Raw genomic sequence first — 17710 nt, forward strand, 5'->3', positions numbered from 1 at the left:
AAGGGGCGGCGCGGCATGGACAAGTCCATCCAGGAGCCAAGTGCATCGGGCCACGGAAAATCGGGACCGGGCTTAAGCCGAGGGCGGGCGGCGGCGAAGGCCGAACCAGGCCATGGTGGCCACCGGCACCCCCAGCGCCACCCAGGACCAGACGTCTCCCCAGCCATCGCTGACCAGGGCGCTCAGCAGGCCGGTGGCGGTGAGCACCCCCAGCGCGATGGGCCAGCCCCACAGCGGAAAGAAGCCGCCAGGGGTCGGGCGGAGGTCGGACGGTGGTTCGATCGGTGGTGGCATGGGCGCAATCGGGAGGGGCGGTGGCGACGGCAGGGGCCGCCACGCAGGGCCAGCGAGGCGCAGCGAGCGCCCCGGGGAGAGGCTCTCCCCGGGGCTCCCCACCAGGGCGCTGTTTTTCAAGGCGGCATGTTAAATGATATTGCGAATGGTTCGCATTGTTTTTGGGCGAGATTCCTCACCGTGGCATGATCCGCACTTGAAAACATTGCAACGCCTTGTGGATGCCGCCATTGGCAACGCCCCGCACCGCCATTGCATACTCTCCACGACAATTTCATTCCGTTTCCCCGCTGCAGGAGATTTCCGATGCGACCGCTCATTCCCCGCGCCATTGCCCTCGCTGCCCTGACCGCCGCCCTCCTGGTCGCCTGCGGTGGCGGCGGCGGCAACACCGTGGACTTCGATTTCAACGTGCGCCCGTCCTACCTGGCCAGCCTGCGCCAGGCGACCCACGACGGCGTGGACGACGATCTGCTGACCGCCGGCCTGGGCCGCACCGGCCTGGCGGACCCCGATGCCCCCGGCTACGAAGGCGCCCAGCCCACGGCGGCAGAGTTGCGCCGCAACGCCATCTATACCAATTACCGCGCGCTGCTGGACATGACGGCCGCAGGCGGCTACGGCACGCTCTACGGACCCAACGTGGATGCGCAGGGCCGCGTGACGGCGGGCGAGGGCAAGATCGCCGGCACCGAGACCATCGCCTACTACGACGACGGCTCGGGCCGGCAGAACGTCACGCTGATGGTGCAGGTGCCCGACACCTTCAACCCCGCCAGGCCTTGCATCATCACCGCGACGGCCTCGGGCTCGCGCGGCATCTACGGCGGCATGTCCACCGGCGAGTGGGGCCTCAAGCGCGGCTGCGCCGTGGCCTACACCGACAAGGGCACGGGCGCGGCCCCGCATGACCTGCAGGCCGACACCGTGCCGCTGATCGACGGCACCCGCACCTCGGCCACCTCGGCCGGCACCAGCGCCGCGTTCAACGCCGGGCTGTCGGCCGCCGACCTGGCCGCGTTCAACACCGCCACGCCCAACCGCTTCGCGTTCAAGCACGCCCACTCGGGGCAGAACCCCGAGAAGGACTGGGGCCTGGCCACGCTGCGCGCGGTGGAGATGGGCTTTTACGTCATCAACGAACGCTTCGGCGATCTGTCTCCGGGCGGGCAGCGGCTGCGCACCTTCAAGCCGTCCAACACGATCGTCATCGCCTCCAGCCTCTCCAATGGCGGGGCCGCCGCCATCGCCGCGGCCGAGCAGGACACGCAGGGCCTGATCGGCGGCGTGGCCGTGTCGGAGCCCGCGGTGGAGCTGCCGGCCAACCCCGGCGTCACCGTGCGCCGCGGCACCACCGACGTGGCCGTGAACAGCCGCACCCTCATCGACTACACCACCTACGCGCAGCTGTACCAGGCCTGCGCCGCGCTGGCGCCCTCCATCAGCGACAGCCCGTACGCCAGCACGTTCGCGGTGGGCTTCGCCAGCCCGTCGCTGCCGATCGCCTCCAACCGCTGCGAGGCGCTGCGCGCGCAGGGGCTCATCACCGGCGGCAGCACCGTGGCCCTGGCCGAACAGGCGCTGGCCCGGCTGCGGGCCTACGGCTGGGAGGCGGAATCGGTGGCGCAGTACCCGTCCCTCGCCGGCTTCGAGGTCGTGCCCGCCGTGGCGGTCACCTTCGCCAACGCGCTCTCGCGTTCGAGCGTGAAGGACAACCTGTGCGGCTACAGCTTCGCGGCAACCACGGCGCAAGCTGCTGTGACGCCGCTGGCGCCCGCCGCGCTGGCCGACATGTTCGCCACCGGCAACGGCGTGCCACCCTCGGCGGGCGTGCAGCTCGTCAACAACCGCAGCCTGGGCGGCGCCACGCGCGACGTGCTGTCGCAGAGCGCCACCGGCGCGCGCGACTGGAACCTGAGCGGCGCGCTGTGCCTGCGCAACCTCGTGACGGGCACCGACGACGCGGCGCAGCGGCTGCAGGCCGGCGTGGACGAAACCCGCCGCAGCGGCAATCTGCGCGGCAAGCCCGCCATCATCGTGCACGGCCGCTCGGACGCGCTGCTGCCCGTCAACCACACCTCCCGTCCCTATGCGGCGCTGAACCGCCGGGTGGAAGGCGCCTCCAGTCGCCTGCGCTACATCGAGGTGACGAACGCACAGCATTTCGACAGCTTCATCGGCCTGACGGGCGTGCTGCCGGGCTACGACACGCGCTACATCCCGCTGCACGTGTACCTGAACCGTGCGCTCGACGCCATGTACGACCACCTCGCCAACGGCACCGCCTTGCCCGCCAGCCAGGTGGTGCGCACGGTGCCACGCGGCGGCCAGCCGGGCAGCGCGCCCGCGATCACGGCGGCCAACGTGCCGGCCATCGCCGCCACGCCGGTGAACGGCAATGCCATCACCGTGACCAGCGGCGCGATCAGCGTGCCGGAGTGAGTGGGGCCGCACTGCGGCGCGTGGCGGGTGGCCCGTGTCGCATGCGGCAGCAGCTTTGCTATTGAATCAATAGCATGATGCCGGCGATTTGATTGCGCTGCAGGCCTGTCGGGCTGTGTTGCCGGGCGCTTCAGCGCTCAGCGGATCGCGCTGGCCCCTGCGCGGTGGGGGACGGGCCATGCGTGGCCCACAGCGCCTCGACGCAGGCCTGTACCGACGCCCCCGCCGTATCGATCTCGAAGTCCGCATCCCGGGGCTCGTCGTAGGCCCCGCCCACACCGGTGAACCCCGGCAACTGGCCGGCCCGCGCCCGGGCATACAGGCCCTTGGGGTCCCGGGCCTCGCACACGGCCAGGGGCGTGCAGACCCACACCAGGCGGCAGCGGTCCTCGCCCACGATCTGGCGCATCCGCTGGCGATCGCTCTCCTGGGGCGAGATCAGGGCGGCGACCACCCACAGCCCGGCCTCGTTGAACAGGCGCGCCACTTCAGCCGTGCGGCGGATGTTCTCGCTGCGGTCGGCGGCGCTGAACCCGAGCGAGGCGTTCAGGCCGCCGCGCAACACGTCGCCGTCCAGCACCGTGCAGGCGATGCCGCGGGCCTGGAGCCGGCTGGCGAAGGCCTGCGCCAGCGTCGTCTTGCCCGCGCCCGACAGGCCGGTGAACCAGAGCGTGCGGGTGGCCGAAGGGGCGGAAATCTGCATGGCGGGCCGTCCGTGCTCGGCGTGCCTCAGTGCCTGTCCCAGCCCTGCAGGTGCTGCTGCGCGATCTGGCTGAGGCCGGTAATCCAGGCGTTGTCGTCGTTCATGCAGGGGATGTAGCGGAACGTCTGGCCGCCCGCGTGCAGGAACGCCTCGCGCGCTTCCTGGTTGATTTCTTCCAGGGTTTCCAGGCAGTCGCAGGGAAAGCCCGGGCACATCACGTCCACGCTGCGCGTGCCGGACTGGGCCATCTGGATCAGCGTGGGCTCGGTGTAGGGCTCCAGCCAGCGGGCCTTGCCGAACCGCGACTGGAAGGTCACCCGGTACTGCTCGGGCGAGAGGCCCAGGGCCTGCGCCACCAGCGTGGCGGTGGTCAGGCATTCCTGCTGGTAGGGATCGCCCAGCTGCACGTTGCGCGCCGGAATGCCGTGAAAGCTCATTACCAGTTGCTCGGCGCGGGCGCCCTCGCGCTTCCAGTGCGCGCGCACGCTCTGCGCCAGCGCGTGGATGTAGCCCGGGTGCGCGTGGTAGCTGTTCACGAAGCGAAACTCCAGCAGCCGCCGCTGCCTGCGCGTCCAGGCCTGCACGTCGTCCACCACGCTGGCCGTGGTGGTGGACGAATACTGCGGATACAGCGGCAGCACCAGCACGCGCTCGACGCCTTCGGCCTGCAGGGCATCGAGCTGCGAGGCGATCGACGGCTGCCCGTAGCGCATCGCATGGCGCACGCGCACGCCCAGGCCCGCCTCGCCCAGCCAGCCGCGCAGCAGCGTGGCCTGCTTGGCCGTCCACACGGCCAGCGGGGAGCCTTCCGGCATCCACACGCTCGCGTACTTGGCGGCGGATTTGGCGGGGCGGATGCGCAGGATGATCCCGTACAGGATGGGCAGCCAGGCCACGCGGGGAATCTCGACCACGCGCGGATCGCCCAGGAACTGCGCCAGGTAGCGGCGCAGCGCCGGTGCGGTGGGCGCCTCGGGCGTGCCCAGGTTGCACAGCAGCACGGCGGCACGGGACAAGCCGGCGGATTGCGCGGCGGCAGGGGGGAGGGGAGTCGGGGCGCCGGACACAGGGGCAAGCGAAGAGGGCGCGGAGGTGGGGCAGGGCATGCCCGCATTGTGGCAAAGGCCACGCACCCTTTCGGCGGGTCGCGCGCGAAACCCCTGCGCTATCCTCCCCGCATGCTCGACACCCAACGCATCCGCGCCGTCACCCTCGATCTGGACGACACGCTCTGGCCCATCTGGCCCACCATCGCCCGCGCGCAGGCCGTCCTGTGCGCTTGGCTGCAGGACCGGGCGCCCGCCACGGCCGCGCTCCTGGCCGACCCCGAAGCCGCCGCCGTGCTGCGCAGCCAGGTCGTGCAGGCGCATCCGCAGCTGTCCCACGACCTGAGCGCCCTGCGCCGTGAGAGCATCCGTGCCGCGCTGCAGCAGGCGGGCGACGACACCGGCCTGACCGACGGCGCCTTCGATGCCTTCTTCGCGGAGCGCCAGCGCGTGCAGCTGTACGACGACGCCATCGCGGCGCTGGAATTCCTGGCCGTGCGCTATCCCATCGCGGCCCTGTCCAACGGCAATGCCAACCTGGACCTGATCGGCATCGGCGCCTATTTCCAGGCCCGCATCAGCGCACGCGAGTTCGGCATCGCCAAGCCCGATCCGCGCATCTTCCATGCGGCCGCCGAGGCCCTGGGCGTGCCGGCCGGTTGCGTGCTGCACGTGGGCGACGATGCCACGCTGGACGCGCACGGTGCCCTGGGTGCGGGCATGCAGGCGGTGTGGATCAACCGCGCCGAGGCGGCCTGGCCGCACGACGGCGAGCCGCACGCCACGGTGCCCGATCTCACCGAACTGTGCCGGCTGCTGGCGTGACCTCCGCGCTCGCGGCCTTGGGCGCATGAACGCCCGGGGCCCTGGCGGCAAGGGTGTGGATGCGCCGCTAAGCGCCCAACGGAGGCGCCGATGCGTGGCCGCGCAGGGTGGGGCGGGTAGGCCCGATGGCTTTCCCACACGCGCATCCGCACGGGGATGATTGCTGAAGTGCTATGAAATAAATAGCGGCAAGGGCAATGAGTACTAGGGCATGGAGCACATTTCAATCGAAATGGCAGTGCGCAGCATGAAAGCGCCTGTGCGGCGGGCGGAACACTACGCCGGGTCCAAACGGGCGAGGTACGCCGCGACCAAATCATCATGATCGTCGGTGGCCCCGCCACCGAACCAGAAGGCCCGGGCCGCGCTGAGGGGCTGGCGGACGGGCTCGAGCGCGCGGGCGACCGTTCGAAACGGCCGCAACGCATCGGTTTCGTCGGGCGCGCCCCAGATCGGGCGCTCGCCGGCCGTGATCGAGAGAAGGTGGGGGGATCGCTCGATCGCGATGTCGGGGTCGCGGGCCAGCTCGGCCAGTGCGGGGTCGATCCGGTCCCAGTATTCGCGGCCGATGAACGTTCGCCAGCCCACATCGGCAATACCGGCTTCTTCTCCCGCCTTCCACCGATGCGGTGAACACTCCCTGCGAAGCGCGGGCTCCACCATGTCGGCGTCGGTGCTGAACGCGGCCCGATGGCGCTCCGGATCGGCGCTCAACAGGAACCTGAGGCTGCTTTTGTGGGGTGGGAGAAATCGTCCCATACCCATCGTGCCGCTGATGGTGGGCAGTTCCATCAAGGTCGCGCTGACTTCCTGCGCGAAGCCGTGCCAATGGGGCGAGTCTTGCGGTATCGCGGTCTCCAGAAAGAAACGGTCGCTGCGCTGCTCGATGCCGAAGAACGGCAAGCCGGGGTGCGGGAAGTCGGCGAGCGCGTGGCCGTAGCGGCGCAGGCCCTCGCCATACGGGGTGCCGCCGTCCCGGGCGAGATAGGCGCGGCCGTCGTTCAGGATGCGCGGCGTCGCCGGGCGGATCTTGCCCTTGTAGCCGGGAAAGTGGTACGAGGTTTCGTTCGCCGACGTGCCGAAGCGCGCTTCGAACTGGGCGTAGAGCTTGCGAAGGTGCGGGGCGATGGTCGGGGCGTGGATCGTGCCCTCCACGATCGCGATCGACCGGAACGCGGGCACGGCCACCTGTTCGTTTTCCCACATCAGAAACTCACGCATCGGTTGCCTCCCTCCCCATTTTTCCGTACCGGGGGTGTTGTTCGGAATGGCGGAATCTATCGCAGATCTTTCGGCGGGTGTTACGCCATCCCACACAACGCAAGCCCGCGGAGTGAAACCCAGCGACCAGCCATGCAGAATGTCCGGCAAGGGTTTTCAATCAACGGAGGGGTTTGGCATGCATCGACTCGATACGGGGCGTATTTTTCAACGACCGACACACGACGTCTGGCTGGCGAGTTGCCTGGTGGCATTCGGGTTGACGGCCTGTGGCGGCGGATCGGGATCCACCACGGTCACTCTCTCCGATGCCCTGAAGGTCGACACCACGTACGGCGAAGCCGGGGTGGCCGCCTTCCCGCTCGGCACGCCGTCCTTCGCCAGCCTGGGCGTGCAGCCGGATGGCAGGCTGCTGATTGCGGGCAGCAGGGTCGCGGTTCCCGCAGCCCCTTCGGGTTTCGGATCGCTGCCCGCCACGCAGACCTTTGTCGTCCGGATGGGCGCCGACGGACATGTCGACAGGGGCTTCGGCCAAAACGGCGAAGCACGGTTTTCCGTCAAGGGATACGAGTCGCTCGGCGATGTTCGACTCCAGGCCGACGGCAGAATCCTGGTGGCGGTTCAGGCACACGAGCCGTGTTTCTCACCCTCCTACCAGACCCGGTGCCTGACGGCGTCCGGGGAGCCCGGCACATGGCACCACACCGTGGTCGGCCTTACCGCGAACGGGGCGGTCGACAGCACATTCGGCACCCAGGGCGTTGCGGAGGGATTCGTCTCCACCAATCTCAACACCCTCGCGCTGGCGATCCAGCCCGATCAGAAACCCGTTCTGCTGACGTCCAACGACCGCCCCATCGTGCAAGTGTTCGGGCGTTCTTTGCGCCGCCTGTCTGCGGACGGAATCCCCGATGCCGCGTTCAATCAACCGACGGCATCGCAGCCGCCTGCGCCCTGCGAGGCCAGCGGCGCGGCGGTGATGGCGCTGCGCAACGGCAGCATCGTCACCGCAGGCCAACTGGGTGGCCGGATCTACGCTGACCCCCGATCCGACCCCGGGCTTTGCGTCGCGGTGCACGCGGGCGGGACGCGAGCGCAGACCTCCGGTGGCTGGACATCCTTCGGGGCGGAGTTGAAGGAATACCAACTCGCGCCCCATCCCGATGGCGGATTTGTCGTCGCCGCCAGAACGTGCGCGGGCAGCGACTGCCAGCTCAGCGTCGCCAAGTTCAGTGCCAATGGCGCGCTCGACACGTCCTTTGGCGACCAAGGCATCGAGCGCGTGGTGCTTCCTGCCAACTATCGCCTCAAATCCTTCTTCGTCCAGAGCGACGAAAGCATGAAGGCCTTCGGCGCCATCGAGGAAGGCGCGGCAGCGGGCACCGCTGCACGCCGGTTCCGTGCGGTGTGGACGAGCCTGACGGGCAACGGTGCACTGGCCAACAATGACACCAACGTGGCGACTTCCATTCAGGACCCGCCGACCAGAGCAGAGCCGCGCGAGGTGCTCCGGGACGGCGCGGGGCGCTGGCTCGTGATCAGCTCGGAGGAAGACAGTGCGCGCAACCTGGTGCTGAAGGTCGTGCGCACGCTGGGCACGTCCACGGGCCGTTCGTAAAACCGCTAGGCCGCGAGGAAGTCCCGGATCGCGAACAACGTGGCGTCCGGCGCCTCCGTCATCTGGTGGTGGCCGACCGGCAGGCTCGCCACCTGCACCGCCTTGCCGGCCGCGCGCGCCGCCGCGATCAGGCCCTGCGCCGCCTTCGGGTTGGTCATCTGGTCCTGCGCGCCCAGGGCGAACAGCACCGGGCAGGTGATCCGCGCGATGGCCGCCTCGCCGCCCGCATAGCGGTCGCAGGCCAGAAAGCCGCGGTGGAACACGTTCACGGCCGGGTTGCTGCGCAGCACGCGGCGACCCAGGGCCATGCCCGCGCCATAGGCCCAGAAGCCCGCGCCCGAGGGCGAGGCCAGCGTGCTGCGCGAGAACACGTTCACCATGCGCAGCGCCTTCTCGGGCGTGTTCAGGGCCGACTCGATGAGGGCGGGGGACACCTTCATCGGGTAGGCGGTGCCCACCAGCACCAGGTGCGTGATGCGGTCCTGCAGGCGGGCGGCGGCCTCCAGCGCGATCAGCGATCCCCAGCTGTGCCCCACCAGCGCGGCGCGGGCCACGCCGGCCGCATCCAGGAGCGCGGCGATGAAGCCGGCCGCCTGCTCAACGCTTTCGGGCGCATCGCCCTCGCTGCGGCAGTGGCCCGGCAGGTCCACCGCCAGCACGTTCCAGCCATGGTTGGCGAAATAGCGGCTTTGCAGCGCCCACACGCTGTGGTCGTTGAGCACGCCGTGGATGAAGACGACGGTCGGCTTGGCCGCGTCGAACGCCTTGCCGCCGGTATAGCAATAGGTGCCGTGGCCGTTGACGGTGATGCGCATCACGCACCTGCCTTTTCTGCGGCTTTCAGCGCGCGCTGCAGATCGTCGATGAGGTCGTCCGCGTCCTCCAGGCCGATCGACAGGCGGATCGTGCCCTGCGAGATGCCGGCCTGGGCGAGCGCCTCGTCGCTCATGCGAAAGTGCGTGGTGCTGGCCGGGTGGATCACCAGGCTGCGGCAGTCGCCCACGTTGGCCAGGTGGCTGAAGACCTTCAGCGTTTCGATGAACTTCTTGCCCTGCGCGCGGTTGCCCTTCAGGTCGAAGCTGAACACCGATCCCGCGCCGCGCGGCAGCAGCTTTTGCGCCAGCGCGTGGCTGGGGTGCGAATCGAGCATCGGGTGCCCCACGCGCGAGACGAAGGGGTGGCTGGCCAGGAACTCCACCACCTTCTGCGTATTGCGCATGTGGCGCTCCATGCGCAGCGGCAGCGTCTCGATGCCCTGCAGGATCAGCCAGGCCGTGTGCGGGCTCATGCACGCGCCGAAGTCGCGCAGGCCCTCGCGCCGCGCGCGCAGCAGGAAGGCGCCCACGGTGCTTTCCTCGGTGAACACCATGTTGTGAAAGCCGTCGTAGGGCTGGGTCAGCTCGGCGAAGCGCCCCGCGGTGCGCGGGCCCTCCCAGTCGAAGCTGCCGCCGTCCACCACGATCCCGCCGATCACGGTGCCGTGGCCCGACAGGAACTTGGTGGCCGAGTGGTACACCAGGTCCGCACCGTGCTCGAAGGGCCGCATGAGCCACGGCGAGGTGAGGGTGGAGTCCACCAGCAGCGGCACGCCGGCCTCGTGCGCGATGGCGCTCACCGTGGGAATGTCCAGCACGTCCAGGCCCGGGTTGCCCACGGTCTCGCCGAAGAACAGGCGGGTGTTGGGCCGCGCCGCGGCGCGCCAGCCGTCGATGTCGCCCGGGGCGACGAAGGTGGTCTCGATGCCGAAGCGTGCCAGCGTGTAGTGCAGCAGGTTCTGCGATCCGCCATACAGCGCGGTGCTGGCCACGATGTGGCCGCCCGCGCCCATCAGCGTGCAGATCGCCAGGTGCAGCGCGGCCTGGCCGCTGGCCACCGCGATGGCGCCCACGCCGCCTTCCAGGGCGGCCACGCGCTGCTCCAGCACGGCGTTGGTGGGGTTGCTGATGCGGCTGTACACGTGGCCCGGGCGTTCCAGGTTGAACAGCGCGGCCGCGTGGTCGCTCGACTCGAACACGAACGACGTCGTGAGGTGGATGGGAACGGCGCGCGCCCCGGTGGCCGGGTCGGGCGAGGCGCCCGCGTGCAGCGCCAGTGTGTCGAAGCCAGGGTCTGAGTAACCGGGCATCCGTGTCTCCTCTGTAGGGGGGTAAGCGCCGCATTGTGGGCTATATTGCGCAGGATTCAGCCAGCAGCGCCCTGGCGCGCACCACGGAGACCTCCCCCATGAAAGTCAGCGACATCCTTCGCGTCAAAGGCAACACCCTCTACACCGTCAACGCCGACGAGCCGCTGTCCCAGGCCGCTGAAATCATGTCCGAAAAGGACATCGGCTCGCTCGTGGTCATGGACTTGGGTGACCTGGTGGGCATGCTCACCTTCCGCGAAGTGATCCAGGCCGTGGTGAAGAACGGCGGTTCGGTCGGCACCCTGCTCGTGCGCACGGCCATGGACGACGCCCCGCTCACCTGCACGCTCGAGACCGACATGGACGAGGTGCGCCGCATGATGCTCAATCGCCATGCCCGCTACATGCCGGTGATGGACAAGAAGATGCTCATGGGCGTGATCAGCTTCTACGACGTCGCCAAGGCCGTCGTGGATGCCCAGAACTTCGAGAACAAGATGCTCAAGGCCTACATCCGCGACTGGCCCGAGGAAGACGCCCGCCCGGCGGTCTGATCGCTCCCTTCAAGCCCCCACAGGCCCCATGCCGGGGTATCGATTGCCTGGGTTGCTATTTTTTTAATAGCATCCGGCAGCGGGTGGGATGGTTCGGGCCGGGCCGCAAGGCTCGGTGATAATCGCGCCCCATGAGCGGCAACACACTCGGCACCCTATTCGCAGTCACCAACTTCGGTGAATCCCACGGCCCGGCCATCGGCTGCGTGATCGATGGCTGCCCGCCCGGCATGCCCCTGTCCGAGGCGGACATCCAGGCCGACCTGGACCGCCGCCGCCCCGGCACCAGCCGCCACGTCACCCAGCGCAACGAGGCCGATGCGGTCGAGATCCTCTCCGGCGTGTACGAAGGCAAGACCACCGGCACGCCCATCGCCCTGCTGATCCGCAACACCGACCAGCGCAGCAAGGACTACTCCAACATCGCCGAGAGCTTTCGCCCTGGCCACGCCGACTACACCTACTGGCACAAGTTCGGCATCCGCGACCCGCGCGGTGGCGGGCGTTCGTCGGCGCGGCTCACCGCCCCCACGGTGGCGGCCGGCGCGGTCGCCAAGAAGTGGTTGTCCGAAAAATACGGCGTTCGCTTTCGCGCCTGCATGACGCAGATCGGCGAGCTGGCCATTCCGTTCGAAAGCTGGGATCACGTGCCCCAGAACCCGTTCTTCGCGCCGGTCGCCGACGTGTCCGCGTACGAGGATTACATGGACGCGCTGCGCAAGTCGGGCGATTCGTGCGGCGCGCGCATCCGCGTGCAGGCCACGGGCGTGCCGGTCGGCCTGGGCGAGCCGCTGTACGACAAGCTGGATGCCGACATCGCCCACGCCATGATGGGGCTCAATGCCGTCAAGGGCGTGGAGATCGGCGCGGGCTTTGCCAGCGTGGCGCAGCGCGGCACCACCCACGGCGATTCGCTCACGCCCCGGGGCTTTGCCAGCAACAACGCCGGCGGTGTGCTCGGCGGCATCAGCACGGGGCAGGACATCGAGGTGTCGCTGGCCATCAAGCCCACCAGTTCCATCATCAGCCCGCGCGAATCCATCGACGTGCACGGCCAGAGCACCGAGGTCATCACCAAGGGCCGGCACGACCCCTGCGTGGGCATCCGCGCCGCACCCATCGCCGAGGCCCTGCTGGCGCTGGTCGTGATGGACCATGCCCTGCGCCACCGCGGGCAGTGCGGCGACGTCGAGCCGCCGGTGCCGCCGATCCAGGCATCGTTTCTCTGAGCCCGGGGCCCTCGGGCCGCCCGCGCCTCAGCGCGCGGCCGAGGCAGGCACGGGGGGCGCCACAGGCGCCGACGCTGCCGGCGCACCGGGGGCTGCCGTGGCCGGTGCGCTGCCCGTGGCGGCAACGGGGGCGGCGACAGGGACCGGTGCCGGCGCATGCTCCAGCCGGTACCAGCGCCAGGCGGCCACCGCCAGCACGGCGACGACCAGCAATCCCCCCGCCGCCAGCCACACCGGCCGGCGCGATTCGGCGAACGGATCGTCCAGCAACCGGCGTGCGTTGGCGGGCACGTGCGCCGTCTGCGACAGCGAGCCCCCCAGCCGCGTGTTGATGCGCATGCGGCCATTGATGGCCCAGCCGCTCGCGTCCAGGATCGGCCCCAGGCTGCGCTGGCGCAGCTTGAGCCACGCGATCAGCATGCTCGGCCCGGAAATGGCCAGCACGATGCCGATGAGCGCCAGCGGAATCCACACCCCCAGGTCCACGAACTTGCCGAAGATGCCCACCAGCACGGCGCTGATGCTGCCCAACGCCACACCGATCGCCGCCACCGTGCCCACGTCGGTGCGGCGCCCGGGCTCCACCACGGTGGAGGCGGCGGGCGTGGTGCCGCCAGCCTTGAGCGGCGTGTTGGCCAATTGCCCGGCCGTGGCGCCCAGGGACTTTTCCACCCGCGCATCGCTGGCCGAGGCCCGCTTGGCCACCTGCTCCTCGATCATCCGCAGGAATTTCTTGTAGGGCGAGAAGAACGCCTGCGCGATGCTGGTCGGGTTCTCGATCAGCTTGGTGATGGTGGCGTCCCAGTCCTGGCCCTGCCGGTCGTAGAAGACGCCGTTGCGCCCCACGAACAGAAAGTCCACGTCGCCCGCCGTGAACGCCGCCACGATGGTCATCTTCTGTCCCTTGCGCGTGCAGTCGCAGTAGGCCAGGTAGGTCTTGGCCAGTCCGGCGAGCTTGGCGTGCTTGCCCGCATCCGCCACCTGCACGGTCAGGTCGCAGCTGCGCGCGTCCAGGTACAGCGTGCCGGCCTGGAAGATCGCGCCTTCGCGCTGGTAGAACGCCGAGAACGAGACGAAGTTTTTCAGCAGCAAGAGCAGGTCGCGCCGAAAGCGCAGCAGCTTCTCGAGGTCCAGCATCTGCGTGTTGTGCGCCTTCTCGGCCTCGTCCTGCTCGATCAGGGCCATCACGCGCTCGCGCACGCCGCTCTCGTGCAACTGGCGGATGGCATCGTCCTTGAGCGCATCCAGCCGGGTGGCCGGCTTGTCGGCCAGCCATTGCTGGCAGGGGGCCAGGGCCTTTTGCACCTGCTCCCACTCTCGTTCGGTCAGCGCCTCGGCGGGGCGGCCGAGCAGCGGCTCCACCGCTTGCTCCCGGAAGGTCTGCAGGGCCTGTGCCCAGGCGGGATTGGTGCCGCGCGCCAGGGGCAGGGCGCCATGGGGCGTGATGGGCGCCAGGGGCAGGGCGGCCACCGCGCGGGACGATGCATCCAGATCGACCCCTGCCATTGCGGCGTATTCCTCCTGTGTGGGGTTGAGTGCCGCCGCCGCGCGCGGATCGTAGGCGGCGAGCCGGGACCGCGCGAAGAAATCGTCGATCTTGTGGCGTACCGCGTTCATCGCCTGCGTGGCGGCGAGCGTGCGATCGCCGAGCGCCAGCCCGGCGGTGCGGTCATTGGCCTGGGCCGACCAGGCGTGCCATTTCGCCACCTCGGCAAAGAAGGCCTCGGCATGCGCGCGGTCCACCCCTTTCAGGGCTTCCTGGCCGACGCCCTTCACGGGTTTCTGCTCGATGGGCACGCTGCCGTGCGTGGCGATGATCTGCTCGATCGCCTCCCGCGCCGGCGTGTCGTCCTGCGCCGTGTCCGGCGTGATCGCGCCATCGCCGTTGAAGCGCATGGCGCTCAGCTGTTCGCTGCGTTCCAGCACCTGGGCCAGCGTGATGGTGGTGGCATCGGGCTGGTCGGCCAGCGCGAGGATGCGCCGCGCCTGTGCCACCAGCGCGGCGCCCTCGTCCGTGGTGGCGTCGATGGCCTGCAGATCCAGCGCATCGGCCGGCCGGGCCAGCAGGTCGGGGTCGCCCAGCCGGGCACAGGCCCAGGCGCAGGCCGCCAGCAGTTCTGGCGGGCGGATGCGCCCGTCCTTGTCGGTGTCGATCAGGTCCAGCGTGCGTGGGTCGAACTCGATGCCGCGCGTGGGGCAGGCCAGGGCCACCCAGAGTTTCTGGTCCAGCTCGGCCAGGTGGGCGATATCGGCGCCGGTGCGGATGGTGACCTGGTCCACGCCACCGGCGCGAAAGAATTGCCAGGTGTGGCGGTGGGCAGGCCCGCTGGGGGTTTGGGAAGCGGATGCGGGCGAAGTGGGATGGTTGGAAATCGGCGGCTGGGATTCCATGGAGCGAGGGCGGCGGACGCGGATCGTAGCGAGGACGCCGGGCACGCAGACCGCTCCGGCGGACGAAGCGGTCCAGTTTAGAACGCAGAGGCGGCCACGTGGCCGCCTGCCTTGTCAGACAGAGCGCCGTTTTCGTTTGCTATGAAATCGATAGCTTTAGCCGCATGGTAGTCATGCGGTGAGGGCCCGAAAGACCCCATGCCATCGATTCTTACTTGCGCACTTCGTCCACGAGCGCGCGGAAGTCGTCGATGTCCTCGAAGCTGCGGTACACGCTGGCAAAGCGGATGTAGGCCACTTTGTCCAGCTTCTTGAGCTCGCGCATCACCCACTCGCCGATCTGGCTGGAAGGCACTTCGCGCTGCCCCAGGTTGAGCAGCGTTTCCTCGATGCGCTCGATGGCGCTGTCGATCTGCACCGTGCTGACCGGGCGTTTGCGCAGCGCCAGGTTGAACGAGGCCAGCAGTTTGGCCCGCTCGTATTCGATGCGCCGGCCGTCCTTCTTCACGATGGACGGAAAGTTCACTTCCGGCCGCTCGTAGGTGGTGAAGCGCTTGTCGCACGCGCCGCACTGGCGGCGGCGGCGCACGAAATCCCCGTCCTCGGCCACCCGCGTTTCCACCACCTGCGTTTCGGGGTGGCTGCAGAAAGGGCACTTCATCGGAAGGCCTCCCCATCATGCCGGCGGAAAAGGGCCGCAGAGAGGGCCGAGGCTGGCGCCAGCGCTCGTTCTGCCCCGGTTGGGCCAGGGCAGGCGGCGCTGAGCGGAGAGCGGGGCATGGATCAGCCGTAGACGGGAAAGCGCGAGGTCAGCGCGTGCACCTTGGCCCGCACCGCGGCTAGGTTGGCCTCGTCGCGCGGATTGTCCAGCACATCGGCCAGGAGATGGGCCGTGAGGCGCGTTTCCTCTTCCTTGAAGCCCCGCGTCGTGATGGCCGGCGTGCCCACGCGGATGCCGCTGGTCACCATCGGCTTCTCAGGGTCGTTGGGGATCGAGTTCTTGTTGATGGTGATATGGGCGTTGCCCAGGGCGGCTTCGGCTTCCTTGCCGGTGATGCCCTTGGCGCGCAGGTCCACCAGCATCACGTGGCTCTCGGTGCGGCCGCTCACGATGCGCAGGCCGCGCTCGATCAGCGTCTCGGCGAACACCTTGGCGTTCTTGGCGACCTGCTCCTGGTAGGCCTTGAAGCCCGGCTCCAGCGCTTCCTTGAAGGCCACGGCCTTGGCGGCGATCACGTGTTCCAGCGGGCCGCCTTGCAGGCCGGGGAAGATGGCGCTGTTGATGGCCTTCTCGTGCTCGGACTTCATCAGGATGATGCCGCCGCGCGGACCGCGCAGGCTCTTGTGCGTGGTGGAGGTGACCACGTCGGCATGGGGCACGGGGTTGGGGTACTGGCCCGCGACCACGAGGCCGGCGTAGTGGGCGATGTCCACCCAGAAGATCGCGCCGATTTCCTTGGCGATCTTTGCGAAGCGCTCGAAGTCGATGCGCAGGGAATAGGCCGATGCGCCGGCGATGATCAGCTTGGGCTTGTGTTCACGGGCCTTGGCTTCGAGCGCGTCGTAGTCGATCTCTTCCTTGTCGTTGAGGCCGTACGAAACGATGTTGAACCACTTGCCGCTCATGTTCAGCGGCATGCCGTGCGTCAAGTGGCCGCCTTCGGCCAGGCTCATGCCGAGGATGGTGTCGCCGGGCTTGAGGAAGGCCAGCAGCACGGCCTGGTTGGCCTGCGAGCCGGAGTTGGGCTGCACGTTGGCGGCTTCGGCGCCGAAGAGCTTCTTCACGCGGTCGATGGCCAGTTGCTCGACCACGTCCACGTTCTCGCAGCCGCCGTAGTAGCGCTTGCCGGGATAGCCTTCGGCGTACTTGTTGGTGAGCTGCGAGCCCTGGGCGGCCATGACGGCGGGGGATGCGTAGTTTTCGCTGGCGATCAGCTCGATGTGCTGTTCCTGGCGAACGTTTTCGGCCTGGATGGCCGCCCAGATTTCAGGGTCGGCCTGGCTGACGAGGATATTGCGTTGGTACATGTTGGCAGTCCTATGAACTGGTGTCCCTTGAAACAAGGGCTGCCCAGGCGAACGGCGGAACACAGCAGGCCTTTCAGCCCGTGCGGCACGCTCCCCAGTGGTTCACAGGGGGTGAACCCCTGTCGGTTTCCACGTCAGCGGCGGCAGTGGAGTGCCGCGCCTATCGCCAGTTGCGTACCCCGCGAGTGTAGCTGACCGCACCGGGCCTGGAGCCCGAGGATGAATCGATGCCCCAAGCCGGGCACCGTCGGTTCAAAGGTCGGAGAGAAGCGCGACCTTGTCGGCGCTGGCCTTGGGGGCTTCCGCTTCGGCGGCCGCCTTGGCGGGAACGGTCTGTGCCGGCGCCTGCGTGGAGAGCATCGGCGGGGCAGCCGGCGTGGCAGGAGCCGGCGGTTGCAAGGGCACCGACCGGCCGCTGGCCACCTGGCGCAGGCGGAAGTGCTCGGCCAGCACCTTGGCGGCGTACCCGCCATCGTCGGGCAGATTGGCCGCGCCGACGTAGTAGCGCAAGCCGCCTTCGAGGGAGCCGGCGCGGGTGATGCATTCCTGCAGCACCTTCACGCCCACGCGCAGGTTGCTCACCGGATCGAAGGCCGCGAAGTGGCCGCCGAAATTCTGGTACTTGTCGGTGTGCACGTTCGTCATGACCTGCATCAGGCCCTGGGCGCCCACCGCGCTCTGGGCGAAGGGGTTGAAGCTCGATTCCACGGCCATGATCGACAGGATCAACGTGGGGTCCAGTTTGGTCTTGCCGCCGATTTCGTAGGCCTCGGCCACCAGCACTGCCAAAGGCTCCGGCGCCACGCGGTACTTCTTGCTCAGCCAATAGGTAACGGCTGCCTGCTCCTTGGGGAGTTCCTTCGGATTGCTCGCCGTGGCGCGCTCGCTGGCTTCCGGCTCGATGGGCGTGCCCATGACCGCGACCTGGCGGGCTTGCAGCCAGCCCATCAGCTTTTCTTCTCCGGTCTGGCGCAGGTCGGGACGTGCGGTCAAAGTGATGACGGCAAAAGCGACAGCCAAGCCGAGGAGGGCGAAGCTGCTGTGGGTGATTTCAAGAAAACCGTCGATCACATCGGATGCGAACGTTCGCACTCCGGCGACCACTGTTCCTAACGCTGTCATGTAGCTTTTCCTTTCTGAGTCGAGGCCTGAGCAAGGTGGCCCACAAGGGGCCAGGCCGTGCCAGGCATCTCGCCTGGATTGGTACGCCATCAGGTTCGCATTGCCTCCGGAG

Annotated in this window: 15 protein-coding genes and 1 riboswitch; of the genes, 5 read left to right on the plus strand and 10 right to left on the minus strand. The window is 68.7% G+C overall.

Annotated elements, in window-relative coordinates; all coding sequences use genetic code 11:
- Positions 1-72: 72 nt before the first annotated feature.
- Positions 73-294, minus strand: coding sequence for a hypothetical protein (locus tag AVMA1855_RS16550; RefSeq protein WP_272563976.1), 222 nt, complete (start codon positions 292-294; stop codon positions 73-75).
- Between the two features lie 306 nt (positions 295-600).
- Here AVMA1855_RS16550 and AVMA1855_RS16555 point away from each other — a divergent pair, with 306 nt between their 5' ends.
- Positions 601-2736 (plus strand): D-(-)-3-hydroxybutyrate oligomer hydrolase, encoded by a 2136-nt coding sequence (locus AVMA1855_RS16555; RefSeq protein ID WP_284426549.1) that lies wholly within the window; start codon positions 601-603, stop codon positions 2734-2736.
- Positions 2737-2866: 130 nt separating this feature from the next.
- Here the strand turns inward: AVMA1855_RS16555 and cysC are convergent, their stop codons facing one another.
- Both cysC and hemH read right to left on the minus strand, forming a co-directional pair.
- On the minus strand, positions 2867-3439 hold the full coding sequence (gene cysC / locus AVMA1855_RS16560) for an adenylyl-sulfate kinase (RefSeq protein ID WP_284426550.1): 573 nt from the start codon (positions 3437-3439) through the stop codon (positions 2867-2869).
- Between the two features lie 26 nt (positions 3440-3465).
- Positions 3466-4545, minus strand: coding sequence for a ferrochelatase (gene hemH / locus AVMA1855_RS16565; protein WP_284426551.1), 1080 nt, complete (start codon positions 4543-4545; stop codon positions 3466-3468).
- Between the two features lie 72 nt (positions 4546-4617).
- Here hemH and AVMA1855_RS16570 point away from each other — a divergent pair, with 72 nt between their 5' ends.
- Positions 4618-5310: an HAD family hydrolase gene (locus tag AVMA1855_RS16570; protein ID WP_284426552.1), complete on the plus strand. Its 693-nt coding sequence runs from the start codon at positions 4618-4620 to the stop codon at positions 5308-5310.
- A gap of 276 nt (positions 5311-5586) precedes the next feature.
- Here the strand turns inward: AVMA1855_RS16570 and AVMA1855_RS16575 are convergent, their stop codons facing one another.
- Positions 5587-6531 carry a hypothetical protein gene (locus AVMA1855_RS16575; protein ID WP_284426553.1) on the minus strand — a complete coding sequence of 315 codons (945 nt, stop codon included), beginning with the start codon at positions 6529-6531 and terminating at the stop codon, positions 5587-5589.
- 178 nt (positions 6532-6709) lie between these two features.
- Between AVMA1855_RS16575 and AVMA1855_RS16580 the strand changes: the two genes are divergently transcribed.
- Positions 6710-8149, plus strand: a complete 1440-nt coding sequence (locus AVMA1855_RS16580; protein WP_284426554.1) for an NHL repeat-containing protein — start codon at positions 6710-6712, stop codon at positions 8147-8149.
- 5 nt (positions 8150-8154) lie between these two features.
- Here the strand turns inward: AVMA1855_RS16580 and AVMA1855_RS16585 are convergent, their stop codons facing one another.
- Positions 8155-8964, minus strand: a complete 810-nt coding sequence (locus AVMA1855_RS16585; RefSeq protein WP_284426555.1) for an alpha/beta fold hydrolase — start codon at positions 8962-8964, stop codon at positions 8155-8157.
- Complete coding sequence (locus AVMA1855_RS16590; protein WP_284426556.1) at positions 8964-10274, minus strand: O-acetylhomoserine aminocarboxypropyltransferase; 1311 nt, start codon at positions 10272-10274, stop codon at positions 8964-8966. The genes AVMA1855_RS16585 and AVMA1855_RS16590 overlap by 1 nt, the downstream gene beginning before the upstream one ends.
- Before the next feature lie 98 nt (positions 10275-10372).
- Between AVMA1855_RS16590 and AVMA1855_RS16595 the strand changes: the two genes are divergently transcribed.
- Entirely contained in the window at positions 10373-10828 is a 456-nt protein-coding gene (locus AVMA1855_RS16595; protein ID WP_272563967.1) for a CBS domain-containing protein, read from the plus strand.
- Between the two features lie 131 nt (positions 10829-10959).
- On the plus strand, positions 10960-12057 hold the full coding sequence (gene aroC / locus AVMA1855_RS16600; RefSeq protein ID WP_284426557.1) for a chorismate synthase: 1098 nt from the start codon (positions 10960-10962) through the stop codon (positions 12055-12057).
- Between the two features lie 27 nt (positions 12058-12084).
- On the opposite strand, the gene AVMA1855_RS16605 is transcribed toward aroC, so the two are convergent.
- The 4 genes from AVMA1855_RS16605 to AVMA1855_RS16620 all read right to left on the minus strand — a co-directional run bounded on the left by AVMA1855_RS16605 (position 12085) and on the right by AVMA1855_RS16620 (position 17598).
- Positions 12085-14448 carry a hypothetical protein gene (locus AVMA1855_RS16605; RefSeq protein WP_284426558.1) on the minus strand — a complete coding sequence of 788 codons (2364 nt, stop codon included), beginning with the start codon at positions 14446-14448 and terminating at the stop codon, positions 12085-12087.
- A gap of 211 nt (positions 14449-14659) precedes the next feature.
- Positions 14660-15109, minus strand: a complete 450-nt coding sequence (gene nrdR / locus AVMA1855_RS16610; protein ID WP_272563964.1) for a transcriptional regulator NrdR — start codon at positions 15107-15109, stop codon at positions 14660-14662.
- A gap of 122 nt (positions 15110-15231) precedes the next feature.
- Positions 15232-16476 carry a serine hydroxymethyltransferase gene (gene glyA / locus AVMA1855_RS16615; protein WP_272563963.1) on the minus strand — a complete coding sequence of 415 codons (1245 nt, stop codon included), beginning with the start codon at positions 16474-16476 and terminating at the stop codon, positions 15232-15234.
- Positions 16477-16510: 34 nt separating this feature from the next.
- Positions 16511-16660: riboswitch (ZMP/ZTP riboswitch) on the minus strand.
- A gap of 68 nt (positions 16661-16728) precedes the next feature.
- Complete coding sequence (locus tag AVMA1855_RS16620) at positions 16729-17598, minus strand: lytic transglycosylase domain-containing protein (RefSeq protein WP_284401787.1); 870 nt, start codon at positions 17596-17598, stop codon at positions 16729-16731.
- Positions 17599-17710: the final 112 nt, after the last annotated feature.

The sequence above is a fragment of the Acidovorax sp. SUPP1855 genome (genome assembly GCF_030158955.1).
Taxonomy (GTDB): Bacteria; Pseudomonadota; Gammaproteobacteria; order Burkholderiales; family Burkholderiaceae_C; genus Paracidovorax.

Excerpts from the sequence above, each read along its gene's own strand:
- AVMA1855_RS16620 (WP_284401787.1), bottom strand. The coding sequence starts at position 17,598 with ATGACAGCGTTAGGAACAGTGGTCGCCGGAGTGCGAACGTTCGCATCC.
- aroC (WP_284426557.1), top strand. The coding sequence starts at position 10,960 with ATGAGCGGCAACACACTCGGCACCCTATTCGCAGTCACCAACTTCGGT.
- AVMA1855_RS16555 (WP_284426549.1), top strand. The coding sequence starts at position 601 with ATGCGACCGCTCATTCCCCGCGCCATTGCCCTCGCTGCCCTGACCGCC.
- cysC (WP_284426550.1), bottom strand. The coding sequence starts at position 3,439 with ATGCAGATTTCCGCCCCTTCGGCCACCCGCACGCTCTGGTTCACCGGC.
- AVMA1855_RS16605 (WP_284426558.1), bottom strand. The coding sequence starts at position 14,448 with ATGGAATCCCAGCCGCCGATTTCCAACCATCCCACTTCGCCCGCATCC.
- hemH (WP_284426551.1), bottom strand. The coding sequence starts at position 4,545 with ATGCCCTGCCCCACCTCCGCGCCCTCTTCGCTTGCCCCTGTGTCCGGC.
- AVMA1855_RS16575 (WP_284426553.1), bottom strand. The coding sequence starts at position 6,531 with ATGCGTGAGTTTCTGATGTGGGAAAACGAACAGGTGGCCGTGCCCGCG.
- AVMA1855_RS16570 (WP_284426552.1), top strand. The coding sequence starts at position 4,618 with ATGCTCGACACCCAACGCATCCGCGCCGTCACCCTCGATCTGGACGAC.
- glyA (WP_272563963.1), bottom strand. The coding sequence starts at position 16,476 with ATGTACCAACGCAATATCCTCGTCAGCCAGGCCGACCCTGAAATCTGG.
- AVMA1855_RS16590 (WP_284426556.1), bottom strand. The coding sequence starts at position 10,274 with ATGCCCGGTTACTCAGACCCTGGCTTCGACACACTGGCGCTGCACGCG.
- nrdR (WP_272563964.1), bottom strand. The coding sequence starts at position 15,109 with ATGAAGTGCCCTTTCTGCAGCCACCCCGAAACGCAGGTGGTGGAAACG.
- AVMA1855_RS16580 (WP_284426554.1), top strand. The coding sequence starts at position 6,710 with ATGCATCGACTCGATACGGGGCGTATTTTTCAACGACCGACACACGAC.
- AVMA1855_RS16550 (WP_272563976.1), bottom strand. The coding sequence starts at position 294 with ATGCCACCACCGATCGAACCACCGTCCGACCTCCGCCCGACCCCTGGC.
- AVMA1855_RS16585 (WP_284426555.1), bottom strand. The coding sequence starts at position 8,964 with ATGCGCATCACCGTCAACGGCCACGGCACCTATTGCTATACCGGCGGC.
- AVMA1855_RS16595 (WP_272563967.1), top strand. The coding sequence starts at position 10,373 with ATGAAAGTCAGCGACATCCTTCGCGTCAAAGGCAACACCCTCTACACC.